The 13269-nt window shown below is 72.1% G+C and carries 13 protein-coding genes; 6 read left to right on the plus strand and 7 right to left on the minus strand.

Translation table 11 applies throughout. The features are described 5' to 3' along the window. Window positions 1–45 precede the first annotated feature (45 nt). Entirely contained in the window at window positions 46–957 is a 912-nt protein-coding gene (locus IO29_RS02060; RefSeq protein ID WP_030377278.1) for an NAD(+)/NADH kinase, read from the minus strand. Beyond that, entirely contained in the window at window positions 954–1991 is a 1038-nt protein-coding gene (locus tag IO29_RS02065) for an SPFH domain-containing protein (protein WP_030377279.1), read from the minus strand. Before IO29_RS02065 ends, IO29_RS02060 begins: the two co-directional genes overlap by 4 nt. A 242-nt stretch (window positions 1992–2233) precedes the next feature. Between IO29_RS02065 and IO29_RS02070 the strand changes: the two genes are divergently transcribed. Next, the gene (locus tag IO29_RS02070; RefSeq protein WP_030377280.1) at window positions 2234–2689 is read left to right on the plus strand and encodes a VOC family protein; all 456 of its coding nucleotides are present in this window, start codon (window positions 2234–2236) and stop codon (window positions 2687–2689) included. A gap of 26 nt (window positions 2690–2715) precedes the next feature. Here the strand turns inward: IO29_RS02070 and IO29_RS02075 are convergent, their stop codons facing one another. Next, window positions 2716–4386, minus strand: coding sequence for an FAD-dependent monooxygenase (locus IO29_RS02075; RefSeq protein ID WP_030377281.1), 1671 nt, complete (start codon window positions 4384–4386; stop codon window positions 2716–2718). Window positions 4387–4688: 302 nt separating this feature from the next. On the opposite strand from IO29_RS02075, the gene IO29_RS02080 reads away from it, so the two are divergent. Continuing rightward, window positions 4689–4922 carry a YrhK family protein gene (locus IO29_RS02080; protein ID WP_030377282.1) on the plus strand — a complete coding sequence of 78 codons (234 nt, stop codon included), beginning with the start codon at window positions 4689–4691 and terminating at the stop codon, window positions 4920–4922. An 83-nt stretch (window positions 4923–5005) separates the two neighbouring features. Here the strand turns inward: IO29_RS02080 and IO29_RS02085 are convergent, their stop codons facing one another. Further along, entirely contained in the window at window positions 5006–8215 is a 3210-nt protein-coding gene (locus tag IO29_RS02085) for an alpha-L-rhamnosidase (RefSeq protein WP_030377283.1), read from the minus strand. A gap of 435 nt (window positions 8216–8650) precedes the next feature. Between IO29_RS02085 and IO29_RS02090 the strand changes: the two genes are divergently transcribed. Continuing rightward, window positions 8651–9187 carry an RICIN domain-containing protein gene (locus tag IO29_RS02090; RefSeq protein ID WP_030377284.1) on the plus strand — a complete coding sequence of 179 codons (537 nt, stop codon included), beginning with the start codon at window positions 8651–8653 and terminating at the stop codon, window positions 9185–9187. A gap of 68 nt (window positions 9188–9255) precedes the next feature. Here IO29_RS02090 and IO29_RS02095 read toward each other — a convergent pair whose 3' ends face one another. Together IO29_RS02095 and IO29_RS02100 are read right to left on the minus strand one after the other, a co-directional pair. Next, window positions 9256–9879 carry a dihydrofolate reductase family protein gene (locus tag IO29_RS02095; protein ID WP_030377285.1) on the minus strand — a complete coding sequence of 208 codons (624 nt, stop codon included), beginning with the start codon at window positions 9877–9879 and terminating at the stop codon, window positions 9256–9258. A 158-nt stretch (window positions 9880–10037) separates the two neighbouring features. Continuing rightward, the gene (locus IO29_RS02100) at window positions 10038–10625 is read right to left on the minus strand and encodes an NADPH-dependent FMN reductase (RefSeq protein WP_030377286.1); all 588 of its coding nucleotides are present in this window, start codon (window positions 10623–10625) and stop codon (window positions 10038–10040) included. A 98-nt stretch (window positions 10626–10723) separates the two neighbouring features. Between IO29_RS02100 and IO29_RS02105 the strand changes: the two genes are divergently transcribed. Together IO29_RS02105 and IO29_RS02110 are read left to right on the plus strand one after the other, a co-directional pair. Next, entirely contained in the window at window positions 10724–11212 is a 489-nt protein-coding gene (locus tag IO29_RS02105) for a MarR family winged helix-turn-helix transcriptional regulator (RefSeq protein WP_030377287.1), read from the plus strand. Window positions 11213–11397: 185 nt separating this feature from the next. Further along, entirely contained in the window at window positions 11398–11733 is a 336-nt protein-coding gene (locus tag IO29_RS02110) for a hypothetical protein (RefSeq protein WP_030377288.1), read from the plus strand. On the opposite strand, the gene IO29_RS02115 is transcribed toward IO29_RS02110, so the two are convergent. After that, entirely contained in the window at window positions 11734–12153 is a 420-nt protein-coding gene (locus IO29_RS02115; RefSeq protein WP_051707141.1) for a cupin domain-containing protein, read from the minus strand. A gap of 52 nt (window positions 12154–12205) precedes the next feature. Between IO29_RS02115 and IO29_RS02120 the strand changes: the two genes are divergently transcribed. Beyond that, entirely contained in the window at window positions 12206–13198 is a 993-nt protein-coding gene (locus IO29_RS02120; RefSeq protein ID WP_030377290.1) for a GlxA family transcriptional regulator, read from the plus strand. Window positions 13199–13269: the final 71 nt, after the last annotated feature.

A 13269-nucleotide genomic window follows, 5' to 3' on the forward strand; every position in this document is an offset into this window, starting at 1 on the left:
TACCGCGTGACGACCCCGCGGTGCCCGTGCCCGACGCCCACCGTGTCACCGGCGTCCCGGGACGGGAGCCACCAGCCGCAGTCGCTGCCGACAGGTGCCCACGCGTACCGTCTGCCCCCACGTCAGCTCCAGGGCGTCGCCCTCCATGCCGTCCCCGAAGGCGACGAGGCGGTCGGACTCCACGGTGAGGCACAGCCGGCCGGCGGCGGCGAGTTCGCCCGCCACCAGGGAGGTGCCGGTGGACGGGGACGGCCAGGCCTCGCGGACGAACCACAGCAGGCGGTCCTCCGTGGGGTGCGGCAGCCGCAGCTCGCTGTTCCGCTGCTGCCACACCGACCGGAGCCAGCCGGTCGCGCCGGTGCCCGTGCCCACCAGCACCCCGGAGGATGCCTGGGCCTCGACGACACCCCCGTCGCCCTCCAGGCCCAGGCGGTATCTGGCCGTCTGGTGTCCGACGGCGCCGAGGTAGATCTCGTTGAGCGCGAGCAGCCGCTGGGTGTCGTCGGCGACGGCCTCGACCATGGTGAGCTCGTCCACCCGCGCGGCCGGCGCATCGCGCAGCAGCGCCGCCGCGTCGGCCGCGCGGTGCCGCACCAGCACGCCCGGGTTGCGCCCCGGCTCCGGGTCCACGCCGATCACCGGCTGCCCGGTGAGGTACTTGGCCACGTTGGCCACCAGCCCGTCCTGGCCCACCACGACCACGACGTCCTCCGGGGCGAACAGGAAGCGGTCCAGGTCACCGCGTTCCACCCGGGCCTGCCGCCAGGCCGGCGGGACCGCGGCGGCCACCTCGGCCAGCGCCCGGTGCGCGCGGTGGTGGCGTGCGGCGATCTCTCCGAGGTCGCGGCCGCGGGAGGAGAGGAAGAAGGCGGCCTGTCCGTGGGTGCCGTGCCGGGCCAGCAGCTCCTCGTACTCCGTGGTGCGATGGACCAGGACGGCCCGCGGGGCGAGGCTCATCCCCGCTCACCGCCGCCGAGCCGGGCCAGCAGCCCGGTCAGCACGTCGGGGGAGAGGGTCACGCTCTCGATGCGCGGCAGGTTCTCCGCCAGCCGGGTGCCGGTGAGCGCGTGCAGCGTCGCCACGTCGACATCGCCGTGGACGCGCAGCCAGGCCGCCTGGGCCTCGGCCCGGGCCTCGCCGACCTCGCGCGCCGCCTGCGCCTCCGCCCGGGCGAGCGCCACCGAACGGGCGGCCTCCGCCTCGGCGAGCCGGACCGTGCGCGCCGCCTCGGCCTGCGCGCGCACCTGGTCGGCCGCCGCGTTCTCCTCCGCCTCCCGGCGCGCGTTGGCCCCGCGCTGCTCCACCAACCGCTCCTCGCGCCGGGCCAGTTCGATCTGGCTGGCCAGTTCGTTCTCGGCGATGGCGCGCTCGCGCTCCACCGCGACGGCCCGCCGCTCGTACGTCGCCCGGTCGGCCTCCTGCTGGATCAGCTCCCGGGCGGGCGTACGCAGCGCGCGCTCCACCTCCGCCTCGGGCCGTACGGCCATGACCCGTACGGCCACCACCTCGATCCCGGTGGCCGGCAGCCGGGGCTCGGTGCCGAGGCCCGCCGCGATCCGCTCGCGCACCGCGGCCACCCCGTCGACCAGCGCCTCGGACAGCGGGGTACGGGCCAGCACATGCAGCGCGTGCTGCTGCGCGGTCTCGGTGAGCAGGGTGCCCAGCTGCTCCAGCGGGGCACCGCGCCAGACGCCGGTGTCCGGGTCGATGGAGAAGTCCAGACGGGCGGCGGCGAGCGCCGGATCGCCGATGCGGTAGGTGAGGGTGGCCTGCACCGACACGTCCTGGAAGTCGGCGGTGCGGGCGCGGAACGTCATGGCCAGCTCCCGGTCCTCCACGGGCACTTCGGACAGCGCGGCGGTCAGCGGACGGAACCAGAAGCCCAGCCCGGGCCCGTCGTGCACGAGCCTTCCGTCACGGTGGTGCCGGATGTGCGCCGTGGGCGTGGCACGCAGGTGGCGCCAGCCCAGGCGCCGGGTGATGTCGGCCATGAGAGCCCCCTCTTTCTCGTCCCAGTGACGATAAAACGAGAGGCTCATAATCGTCAAGAAGACGAGAAAGGCTCGTGCGGTGGCGGTACGGCGTGGCCGCCCGCCGGGACCGCGTCGCCCTGTCGGCCGGCGGCGTCCCGCAGCGCGGGGGGATCGCCGTGCCGTCCGTGCCCGTCACCGCGCGGACACCGCCATGCGCCGGTGCGGGAGCGACTGTCAGACCCGCCTGAGATGCTCCGCGCATGGAGATGACAGTGCAGCTGACGATCGACTGCTCCGATCCGCAGCGGATGGTGGCCTTCTGGGCGGAGGCGCTGGGCTACGTGCCCGAGCCTCCGCCGGGCGGGCATGCCACCTGGCGTGCCTACTGGGCGGCCATGGGCGTGCCCGAGGAGGAACTGCCGGCCGGTGCCGGGGATGTTCCGGAGTCCCTCGTCGATCCCGCGGGACACGGGCCGAGAGTCTGGTTCCAGCAGGTTCCGGAGGCGAAGGCCGCCAAGAACCGGTGGCACTTCGACCTGAAGGTCGGCGGGGGCCGTGACGTCCCGCTGGACGTCCGCGTGCGGCGGGTCAGGGCAACGGTGGACCGGCTGGTCAAGGCCGGTGCCACCGTGCTGCGGATCAACGACGAGCCGGACATGGGGTTCTACGCCACGGCCATGCAGGACCCCGAGGGCAACGAATTCGACGTCGTCTGACGGCTGTCGCGGCCCGCTCGGCGCCGTCAGGCGAAGGTGCGGCCCAGATGCGCCGCCAGCTCCTCCGGTACGGCCGACCGGAAGCGCGCGGAGACGTAGCCGTCCGGGCGGATCAGCAGCGCCTCGCCGTCCTGCGGCGCGTACGCGGCACGGAACTCGCCCGCCGCGTCGCGCAGCCGGGGCGGACGCAGGCCGACCGGGCGGGCGTCCTGCGGGACCTCCGCGTCGGTGATCAGGTAGGCGTCGAGCAGCCCGTGGGCGGCGCGACGAGCCTCGGCGGCGCAGGCCTCGAGCCGCGCGGCGCCGTCGCCCGAGACGTGCCGCGGGCCCGCGTACAGCAGCAGCGTGTGCCGCGGGGTGCGCAGCAGGTCGAACAACCGCTGCGGGTAGGCGGCGAGTTCGCCCAGCAGGCCGCGGCAGTCCGGCGCGCGCTCACCCGACGCGGGACCGTCCGCGCGCTCGCCGTCCGCCGCCCGCGGCTGGATCAGCGGGCTGTCCGGGTAGGCGACCGTGAGCTGGGCCTGACGCCGCAGGAACACTTCGGGGCCGTTGCCCTTGTCGCTGTTGCCGCGGGCGTCGCGGACGGTACGGGCGTGCCGGACCGTGCGGTCGACCACCTCGCGGGCGACGGGGTGGCGTTCGGCGTGGTAGCTGTCCAGCACGTCGTCCGTGGCCAGACCGCGGACGGCGAGGGCGAGCTTCCAGCCGAGGTTGTGGGCGTCCTGCACACCGGTGTTCAGCCCCTGCCCGCCGATCGGCGGGTGGACGTGCGCGGCGTCCCCGGCGACGAAGAGGCGGCCGCTGCGGTAACGGTCCACCAGCCGGTGACCGGTCCGGAAGACGGACGACCAGCGCAGCGCGGAGGCTCTCGCCGGCTCGGGGGACAGCCGGTCCAGCACGGCCTGGATGTAGCCGAGGTCCGGCCCCTGACCGTCCCCCAGGTCGAGCGCCCCGTCCGACGCGCTCGCGCCGTCGTCGGCCCCGGCCCCGTCACCGGGCCGCAGCATCGACAGCCAGTACCGCCGCGCACCCGGCATCGGGATGCAGACGAGCATGTCGTCCACCGCACCGCCGGCGTCCAGGTGTACGGACCGCATGCTGTAGCCGGCGGGCATGTCCCAGTCGACCTCGACGTCGGCGATCAGGAAACGCTCGGGCAGGACGTCGCCCTCGAAGGCCAGCCCGGCCGCCTTGCGGACCAGGCTGTGCGCCCCGTCGCAGCCCACCACATAGCGGGCGGTCAGCCGCTCGGTGCCGCCGTCGGGGCCCGCGAGGACGACCTCCACCTCGTCCGGGTGCGCCGTGACCGAGCGGACCTCGACCGGCCGCTCCACCTCCGTGCCGAAGCGTGCGAGATGCTCGGTGAGCAGCCGCTCGGTCGTGTACTGGGGCAGCGTGGCGAAGGGGTACGGGATGTCCGGCGGCAGCGTCAGCCGGACCGGTCCGTCGCCCGGCTTGCCGTCGGTGAAGACCAGCTGGCCCAGATGCGGCACCGCCTCGTCCAGCACCCCGGGGACCAGGCCCATGCCGTCCCACACCTCCAGCGTGCGGGGCAGGACGCCGATGGCCTTCGCGTGAGGCTGCGGGGCGGCCAGGCGGTCGACGATGCGGCAGTCCACTCCGTGCCGCCGCAGCTCGGCCGCCGCCGTCAGTCCCACCGGGCCCGCGCCCACCACGAGTACGTCGACATCGGCCATGATCCGGCCCTCTCCTCGTCCGACAGGGGGTTCCGGGCCAGTCTGCGCCGGTGGACCGCGGGCGACGCGGCGGGGACGGGGCCGCTCGCCGCGCGAGGGCGACAGACCGGCTGGTCAGGACGGGTCCACCAGGCGCCAGGTTCACTGGATCGGCCGGGGCCGGACTGGAGTAGCGCCGCGCGGAGACGGCCCGTGGTTCAGCCGGCGGCACGAGGCGGCGACGGTGTTTCCGCGCCGTTCGGGGCGGTACTCCATAGCCTCGCACCGCTGCTGGGCGATTCGGTACCGGAAGGGATGATGGTGTGCTGCCCCGACTCGAGCGATACCTGCTTCAGGACTTCCCGTTCATCCACCTGGTCATCGGGGGCATCGGCAACACGACGTTCCTGATCGGCAGCGTGTTCTTCCTCTTCCCCAGCTTGGAACGGGTCGCCCTGTGGCTGTTCGTGGTGGGATCGCTGGGCATGTTCGTCGGCACCCTCGGTGAGGTCTTCGTCCGGCATGCGCGCAAGTCCCGTCAGCGGACAGGGAGCTGAACGGGCGCACCGGGCGGTCACGAGCCGGCCTCCGGGGAGGCCGGCTCGACGTCCGGATCCGGGCGCGCCGCGACTTGGGCGGCTCAGACCGTGAAGCGGTATGTGCCCGAGTCCACGTGGAAGATCTGGTGGCCGTCCTCGTGTCGTAGCCGTGTGCCGCCCGAGTGGGTGACGCGCTCCGTGGCGGAGGCTGGGACCCATACCTGGGCGGTGGTGTTCGGGGGGATGGAGCAGGTCAGTTCGAAGCGGCCCCGCTTCCGGCTCCAGCGGGTGGAGATCGGCCCGCGGACGGAAGTGAACGTGGCGCGGGCCGAGTCGATGCCGCCGCCGGGACGGGGGCGGATGAGGACCTCGCGGTAGCCGGGGCGGGCGGCGGAGATGCCGGCGATGTTCGCGTACATCCACTGGCCCACCGAACCGTAGGCGTAGTGGTTGAAGGAGTTCATGCCCGGGTCCTGGAACGTGCCGTCGGGCCGCAGGGAGTCCCAGCGTTCCCACATGGTGGTCGCGCCCCGGTCGATCTGGTAGCCCCAGCTGGGGAAGGTGCGCCGGGTGAGCAGCCGGTAGGCGACGTCGGTGTGGCCGGTGTCGGTGAGGACGGGCAGCAGCCGGGGAGTGCCGAGGAACCCCGTCGACAGATGCTCGTCGCGCGCCTCGATCAGTGCGACGAGCCGGTCGGCCGCCGCACCGCGCAGCGCGTCCGGGAGCAGGTTCATCGACAGGGCCAGGACGTAGGCGGTCTGCGTGTCGCCCTTCACCGTGCCGTCGGCCCCGACGTACGCCTTCTGGAAGGCGGCGCGGACCCGGCCGAAGAGGTCCTCCTGGGCGGCGGGGTCCTTGCCGAGCTCACGGGCCATCCGCGCGGCGAGGTCGGCGCTGTGCGCGAAGTACGCGGTGGCGACGACGTCCTTGGGCGTCTCGTCGGACAGGTTCAGCCAGTCCCCGTAGCCCTCCGCGGGCCGCAGCAGACCGTCGCTGTGCTTCTCCAGATAGCCGAGCCAGTCCACCACCGACGCCCACGCGTCCTGGAGCACCCGCAGGTCCCCGTACGCCTGGTACAGCGCCCACGGCACGGTCACCCCCGCGTCACCCCAGCCGGCCGCGCCGTCACCGAGACGGCCGACGTCGGGCGCCACATGCGTGAAGGAGCCCTCCGGCGTCTGTGCGTCGCGCAGGTCGGTGAGCCACTTGGTCAGAAAGCGGGCCGACTCCATGGTGTACGCGGCGGTGGGCGCGAACACGTTGATGTCACCGGTCCAGCCGAGCCGCTCGTCGCGCGCCGGTGTGTCGGTGGGGACGGAGAGGAAGTTGCCGCGCTGCCCCCAGGTGATGTTGCTGTGCAGCTGGTTGAGCAGGGCGGAGTCCGTCACGAAATCGAGGGTGGCGGGCGCGTCGGTGTGCATCACGCGGCCGGTGATGGCCTTCGCGGTGGGGGTGCCGGGGAAGCCGGTCACCTCCACGTAGCGGAACCCGTGGAAGGTGAAGCGGGGCTCGTAGGTCTCCGTGCCGCGCCCCTTGAGGACGTAGGTGTCGGTCGCCTTCGCCGTCCGCAGGTTGGCCGTGTAGACCGTGCCGTCCGGATTGAGCACCTCGGCGTGGCGCAGCCGTACGGTCGTCCCCGAGGGGCCGGAGACGGTGAGCCGCACAGAGCCGACCATGTTCTGCCCCAGGTCGAAGACGAAGACACCGGGCCGGGGCTCGGTCACCTCGACGGGCCTCAGTTCGTCGGTGACCCGGACCGGGCCGTCCGCCTGGGCGACGATCCGCTGCGGCACGTCCGTCCCGGCCTCGCGTACGGCGAGCCAGTCCCCGTCGTCGAAGCCGGGCGAGGCCCAGCCGGGAGTCTCCGCGCGGGCGTCGTACGTCTCACCGTTCAGCAGGTCGGCGGAGAGGATCGGTCCGGCGGACGCCAGCCAGTCGGTGTCCGAGGTGATGCGCGCACTGCTGCCGTCGGCGTAGTCGACCTCCAACTGCGCGAGCAGCGCCGGGTGTTCGCCGTACTGGTGCGGGCCGAACATGCCGACGTTGCCGGCGTACCAGCCGGGCGCGAGGTACACCCCGAGGGCGTTGGCGCCGGATCGCAGCAGGTGCGTGACGTCGTGGGTCCGGTACTGCACACGGGTGCGGTAGTCCGTCCAGCCGGGGGCGAGTTGGTCGGTGCCGACCCGGACGCCGTTCAGATGCGCCTCGTACAGACCGAGCGCGGTGAGGTACAGCCGGGCCCGCTCGACCTTCTTGCGCCGCAGCCGGAACGTGCGACGCAGCTGCGTGACGGCGTACGAGGCGGGGGTGACCGTCCCCCAGGGGCCGGAGCCCGAGGGGGCCGCCTCCTTGGCGGCCTCCCAGGCGGAGTCGTCGAAGTCCGCCTCGCGCCAACTCCCCTCCGGTTCCCGGTCGGTGGTCTTCCACGAGGCGTCGGTGACGATCCGCCGCTCTCCGGAGGCGGTGCGCACGACGAGTACGGCGAGCAGGCCGGCGGGACCGTCGGTGGCGTTGGTGGCCGCGACCGCGAGTACCGTGCGCCCGGACCGCGCGTGCGCGAGGACGTCCACGACGGCGGGCCTGCGCCAGTCCTCGTTGTCGGTGTCGAGGTCGGTGCGGGCCACTTCGGTGCCGTTGACGGCGACGGAGTACACGTTGTCGGCGGTGATCGCCAGCGTGGCCGAGGTGATGTCCGCCGGGAGGTCGACCGTGCGGCGGAACCAGCGGGTGCCGGCGGGGACTTCGGTCGCCGGATCGCCCTCGGGGAACCAGATCCAGTCGCACCCCTGGAACGACGGCGCGTCGGTCAGCTCGGCGGGCGGGGCGATCCACCGCGCGGTCCACTGATCGGCGCCGAGCAGCCCGGTCTCCCACCAGGACGGCTCGCTCCACCCGGACACCGCGCCCTCGCCGTCCCACACCTGTACGGACCAGAAGTACCGCTTCCTGGGCTCCAGCGCGGGACCGCCGTAGGGGACGAGGACGGAGTCGGCGGACTGCACCTTTCCGCTGTCCCACACGTCGGGTCGCCGCAGGCCGGCGGCGCTGGACGCCACACGTATCCGGTACGCGCTCTGCCGGACACCCGGCGCCTTCGACACCATCGGCCAGCTCAGGCGGGGGCGGGCCGTGTCCAGGCCCAGGGGATGCCGGACGTACTCGACGGTGGGCGCCACCACCTCCGCCGCGGCCCGTCGCCCCGCCGTCCCGGTGCCCGGGGACGCGGTTGCGGCCCCGGCCGCGGCAGGTCTCGCGGCCACCGCGGCGACCGCCGCCGCCGTACTCGCCAGGATGCCTCTACGACTGATCACTGCGCCACCTCGCACGGAGTAGGAGTGAATCGATTCAAAGCAGAGGAGCGCGGCCACGGTAGAGGCGGGCGCACGGGCGGGTCAATGAGTGTGCGTCAACTTACCGTGTTGATCGGGCTGTTAGCGTCAACGGGGGCGTAGGTAGCCGAGGATGTGTGGCGGCGGAGCGGAGCCCCGGTGGCCGGGAGGCGGGGAGATCGACTGAACGCTTTCAGACCGCCGGACGGTCGGCGTTCACGCCGGGAGGGAAGCGGCGCGGAACCCGCTCGGTCAGGGCGGCGACGACGGGGCCGTGACCTCCTTCGGCGTCGGGAAGTGACCACCGCGATGAGTTTCGAACCCTGCCGGAGTCTGTGGTGGTGAGCGTCGTCCGGACGCTCCGGGGAGGGTGACCCCGCGGTTCCGACGTGTCCGGAACCGCGGACACGGCAGTGCGTGCACCTACCCGCCGACGAACACCACGAGTGGGAGACCATGCGCAAGACATTCGCCACCCTCGCGGCCGGCGCGTTCGCGGTCGCCGCGGCCTGCTTCGCCGCACAGCCCGCGGCGGCCTACGACGGCAGTCCCCTCATCAACACCGAGGAACCGTGGATCACCGTGTGCGCGACACCGTACGGCGGGCACACCGTCAACGGCACCTACCTCACCCTGTGGTCCTGCAACGGTGACGACAGCCAGGCGTGGAAGTGGATCAGCACGTCCCAGGGCCGGGAGCTCTACAACTCCGCCAGCCGCAAGTGCTTGACGCCGTCGGGCGGGCGCAGTGGCACGGACGGTACCCAGCTCACGCTGTGGACCTGCGGCGTCGACACGGCCCAGCTCTTCGTGGCCGATCCGACCCAGGGCACCGTCTACACGAAGTACGGCAACGAGTGCATCACCAACTACGGTGGCAGTTTCACCGACGGTACGAATCTCGTCCTGTGGGGCTGTAATGGCAGCAGCGCCCAGAAGTGGTCTCTTTCCTGATTCGATCACCTTTCGGCGTCTGTCCCTGATCGCACCGGATCGCGCAAGGCCGCGGTGTCGATCAGGGACTACGGCCGGCCCCTTCGCGCGTCGCGTCTGCGGTAGCGGACATGGGTGGTCAGCGGTGAGTGGAGCACCTCGACGGGGTCGAAATCGAAGGTGGTGACGCCGTCGAACAGGCGCTCGCCGCCGCCGAGCAGGACGGGGGCGATGTCCAGGGTGAGTTCATCGATCACGCCGGCGTTGAGCGCCTGCCGCACCGTCGAGGCGCCACCGGCGATGTCCACACCTCTCCCGCCGGCGGCTTCGAGCGCCCGCGCGTACGCGGTGTCGAAGCCGTCGGTGACGAAGTGGAAGGTGGTCCCTCCCTCCATCCTGATCGGTTCGTGGGCGTAGTGAGTGAGGACGAAGACCGGGGCGTGGTAAGGGGGTTCGGGGCCCCACCATCCCTCCCACGTCTCGTTCCACTCCCTTCGGACAGGTCCGAACATGTTGCGGCCCATGACGTAGGCGCCACGCGGGCGCATCAGCCAGCCGTTGGCCGTCGCGTCGGCCTCGGTCGCGCGTGGGTCGCCGATGTGCCAACCGTGCAGCTCCTGTCCGCGCCTGCCCAGCGGATCGTCCCGGCTCTGCCCGGGTCCGGCGACGAAGCCGTCGAGCGAGATCGACATGTGGCAGGTGGTGTCGGTCATCAGCTTCCCTCTGAGCGCGGCGGGTGCGGGTCGGACTGCCGGCAGGTCCGGTCGGGGACCGGAGCGGTTCCGGCTGTCATGGCGCGACCGTAGCGCACGCCTCTGACATTGATCCCGATACTCAGGTTCCGGTGGTCATGGCTCTGCCGCGACCGGGGTCAGGCGGCCGTGGCCGTCCGCGCACCTGCCTCGCGCACCCCGCGCAGCGCGCCGGACCAGGCGATCAGCTGATCGAGCATGCCGCCCACGGCCGTGTCGAGGCCCTCCTGGGGGACGAAGGCGCCGGTGGCGAACGAGGCGTGGGTCGAGATGGTGGGCTGGGCGCGGACCGTGGCCAGCTGGAGCTCGGCGAGGACGAGCCGCAGCGCCTCGGCGGCCCGGGCCCCGGAGACCCACCCGCCGTAGCTGATGATGCCGGCGGCCTTGTCGTTCCACTCCCGGTAGACGTAGTCCAGGGCGTTCTTCAGGCCCCCGGGGTAGGAGTGGTTGTACTCCGGGACGAGGAACACATACCCGTCGAAGCTGTCGATGAGCGCGCCCCAGGCGCGGGTGTGGTCGTGCCGGTACTGCTGGAGGTTCGGGTTGCCGGGCTCGTCGAGATTGCCGAGGCCGTGGTCCGCGAGGTCGACGAGTTCGTACTCGGCTCCTCCGTGCGCACGGGCGGCCTCCAGTGCCCAGGCGGCGATCTGGTCGCCACGGCGTCCGGGCCGGGTGCTGCCGAGGATGAGCGCGATGCGAAGCGTCATGGTCTTCCTTCCGGTGGAGGCGGAGTTGATGTATCAACTCTAGGCCGGGAGAAGTTGAAGTGACAACTCCGCTGGTCGGTCGCGGTATCCTCGGTGGCATGACGGAGACGCGGCCGCTGGAACCTGAGGAGTGGGAGTTCTGGGATTCCTGGATGCGGGCACAGCGTCTGCTGGTCAGGGAGCTGGAGCGTGGTCTCCAGCGTGACTGCGGCATCTCCAAGGCCGAGTTCAGCGTGCTGGTGACGTTGTCGCAGGCCGCCGGCCGCGAGATGCGTGTCGGTGAGCTGTCCGAGTCGCTCGACTGGGACAAGAGCCGTGTGTCGCACCAGCTCACGCGCATGGAGAAACGCGGCTTCGTCGCGCGCACTCAGTACGGCGCCGATGGCCGCCGCGCGGGAATCGGGCTGACGGACAAGGGCCGCCACGCCGCCCGGAGCGCCCTCCTCGTGCACGGCGGCAACATCCGCCGCTACTTCCTCGACGCACTGACCCCCGAGGACGCAACGGCCCTCCGGGCATGGAGCGAGCAGGCGGTCGATCGCCTCGAATCGCTCGACGACGAGGCCACCGGCGACGACGCCTCCTGAACCCCGCCGCCCGCCCCCGCCCCCGCCGCCGTCCGCAGGGGCACCTCCGGCGCGGCCTGGACATCGCCGGACGGCCCGGCCTTCCAGGGCCTGTCTGGCAAATGATCCATGGCCGTTGGCGGCCTCTGCTTCACTGACCACCAGCGCTTTGGCTGCTCGGTGCGGCCACTCGAAGGGAATCCACCGTGGGTGTCGAGATAGAACTGCATGCCAGCCGGCCTGTGCTCGACTGGGATCGGTCCAGGGCGACTTTGATCCGTGGGTCGTACGCGCATGGCGACGCGCTGGCCGACGTCCTGCTCGGCATGGACGAGACCCATCAAGGCAACCTTGCGCGTGTGGATCCTTACGGGGACACGTTGTTCAACGAGCAGCAGGCAGAAGCCGCGCTGCGGGAGGTGCCTGACCTGTTGAAAATGTGTTCGGGACCGCCACAGACGGCGGCCGTCCTTGATCTTGAGGGGCTGTTGCAGTCCTGCTCGAAGACGTCAGGCAGCTACCTATGGTTTGTCGGCGACTGATCATCCCGCGTTTTTCAGGGCCGCGACAGGCAACGTTCGTCCCGTCGTCGACTCCAGTCGGTTCCCGGTGTCGTCGTGGTGGTCGCCCAGCGTGGGTGTGCCGGTGGGTTCGAACATGAGGAACGCGGCGCCGGACGGAGCGTGCGGCTTGTGCTCCGTGCCGTGGGGGACGGTGAACACCGCGCCCCGGGGAAGCAGCACCGTGCGTTCCCCGTCGGGCTCGCGCAGGGAGACGTGCAACTCCCCGTCGAGTACCAGGAAGAACTCGTCGGTGTGGTCGTGGACGTGCCAGACGTGCTCGCCCTCCGCCTTGGCGACCCGGACGTCGTAGTCGTTGACGCGGGTGACGATGCGGGGACTCCACGGGGCGTCGAAGGAGGCCAGGGCTTCGGCGAGGGGAATGGGTTCGTTGCTGTTCATGGGTTCAGCCTGGGCCGTTCCGCCCGGCCGGCGTGAGTGCTAGGAATCGCACATGGCGAAAGATTCCTCGCACCCGGCCCCCGGAACGGGGACACATCGGGTCGTCGTGATCGTGGACGAGAACTCCAACCCGTTCGAACTGGGCTGTGCCAGCGAGGTCTTCGGCCTGCGCAGACCCGAGATCGGCCGCGATCTGTACGATTTCCGGCTCTGCTCGCCCGAGCCCCGCACGCTGATGCGGGACGGGTTCTTCACCCTCACCGGAGTCGTCGGTCTGGAGGCGGCCGACACGGCGGACACCCTGATCGTCCCCAACCGGCCGGACATCGAGGTCCCCCGGCGTCCCGCCGTGCTCGACGCCGTCCGGCGGGCCCACGCACGCGGTGCGCGCCTGGTCGGTTTTTGCAGCGGCGCCTTCACCCTGGCCGAGGCCGGGGTTCTCGACGGGCGCCGGGCCACCGCGCACTGGCAGTGGGCGGCCGCCTTCCGCGCTCGCTTCCCCAGCGTCCGGCTCGAAGCGGACGTCCTGTTCGTCGACGACGGCGACATCCTGACCGCCGCCGGCAGCGCGGCCGCACTCGATCTCGGGCTGCATGTGGTCCGCCGCGACCACGGTGCGGAGATCGCCAACTTCGTGAGCCGGCGCATGGTGTTCGCGGCCCACCGGGACGGCGGGCAGCGGCAGTTCGTGGAGCGCCCGGTGCCCGACCTGCCGGACGAGTCGCTGGCGCCCGTCCTGGCCTGGGCCCAGGAACGGCTGGACACACCGCTCACCGTGACCGGCCTCGCGGCCCGGGCGGCGGTCAGCCCGGCGACACTGCACCGCCGCTTCCAGGCGCAACTGGGCACGACGCCGCTGGCCTGGCTCACGGGGGAGCGGCTCGCTCTGGCGTGCCGGCTGATCGAGCGGGGCGAGTGCCGCGTCGAGGTGGTCGCACGGCGCAGCGGGCTGGGCAGCGCCGCCAATCTGCGTCGGCTGATGCGTCGTGGGACCGGCCTCACGCCGTCGGAGTACAAGCGGCGGTTCGGGTCGGGCGTGAGGTGAGGGAACGGGTGCGGTGCGGGCGCGGCGGCTCGCGTCACGCTGTCGACGAGACGGCGGGGGAGGGGGCGAGG

Source organism: Streptomyces sp. NRRL F-6676, assembly GCF_000725625.1.
Taxonomy (GTDB): domain Bacteria; phylum Actinomycetota; class Actinomycetes; order Streptomycetales; family Streptomycetaceae; genus Streptomyces.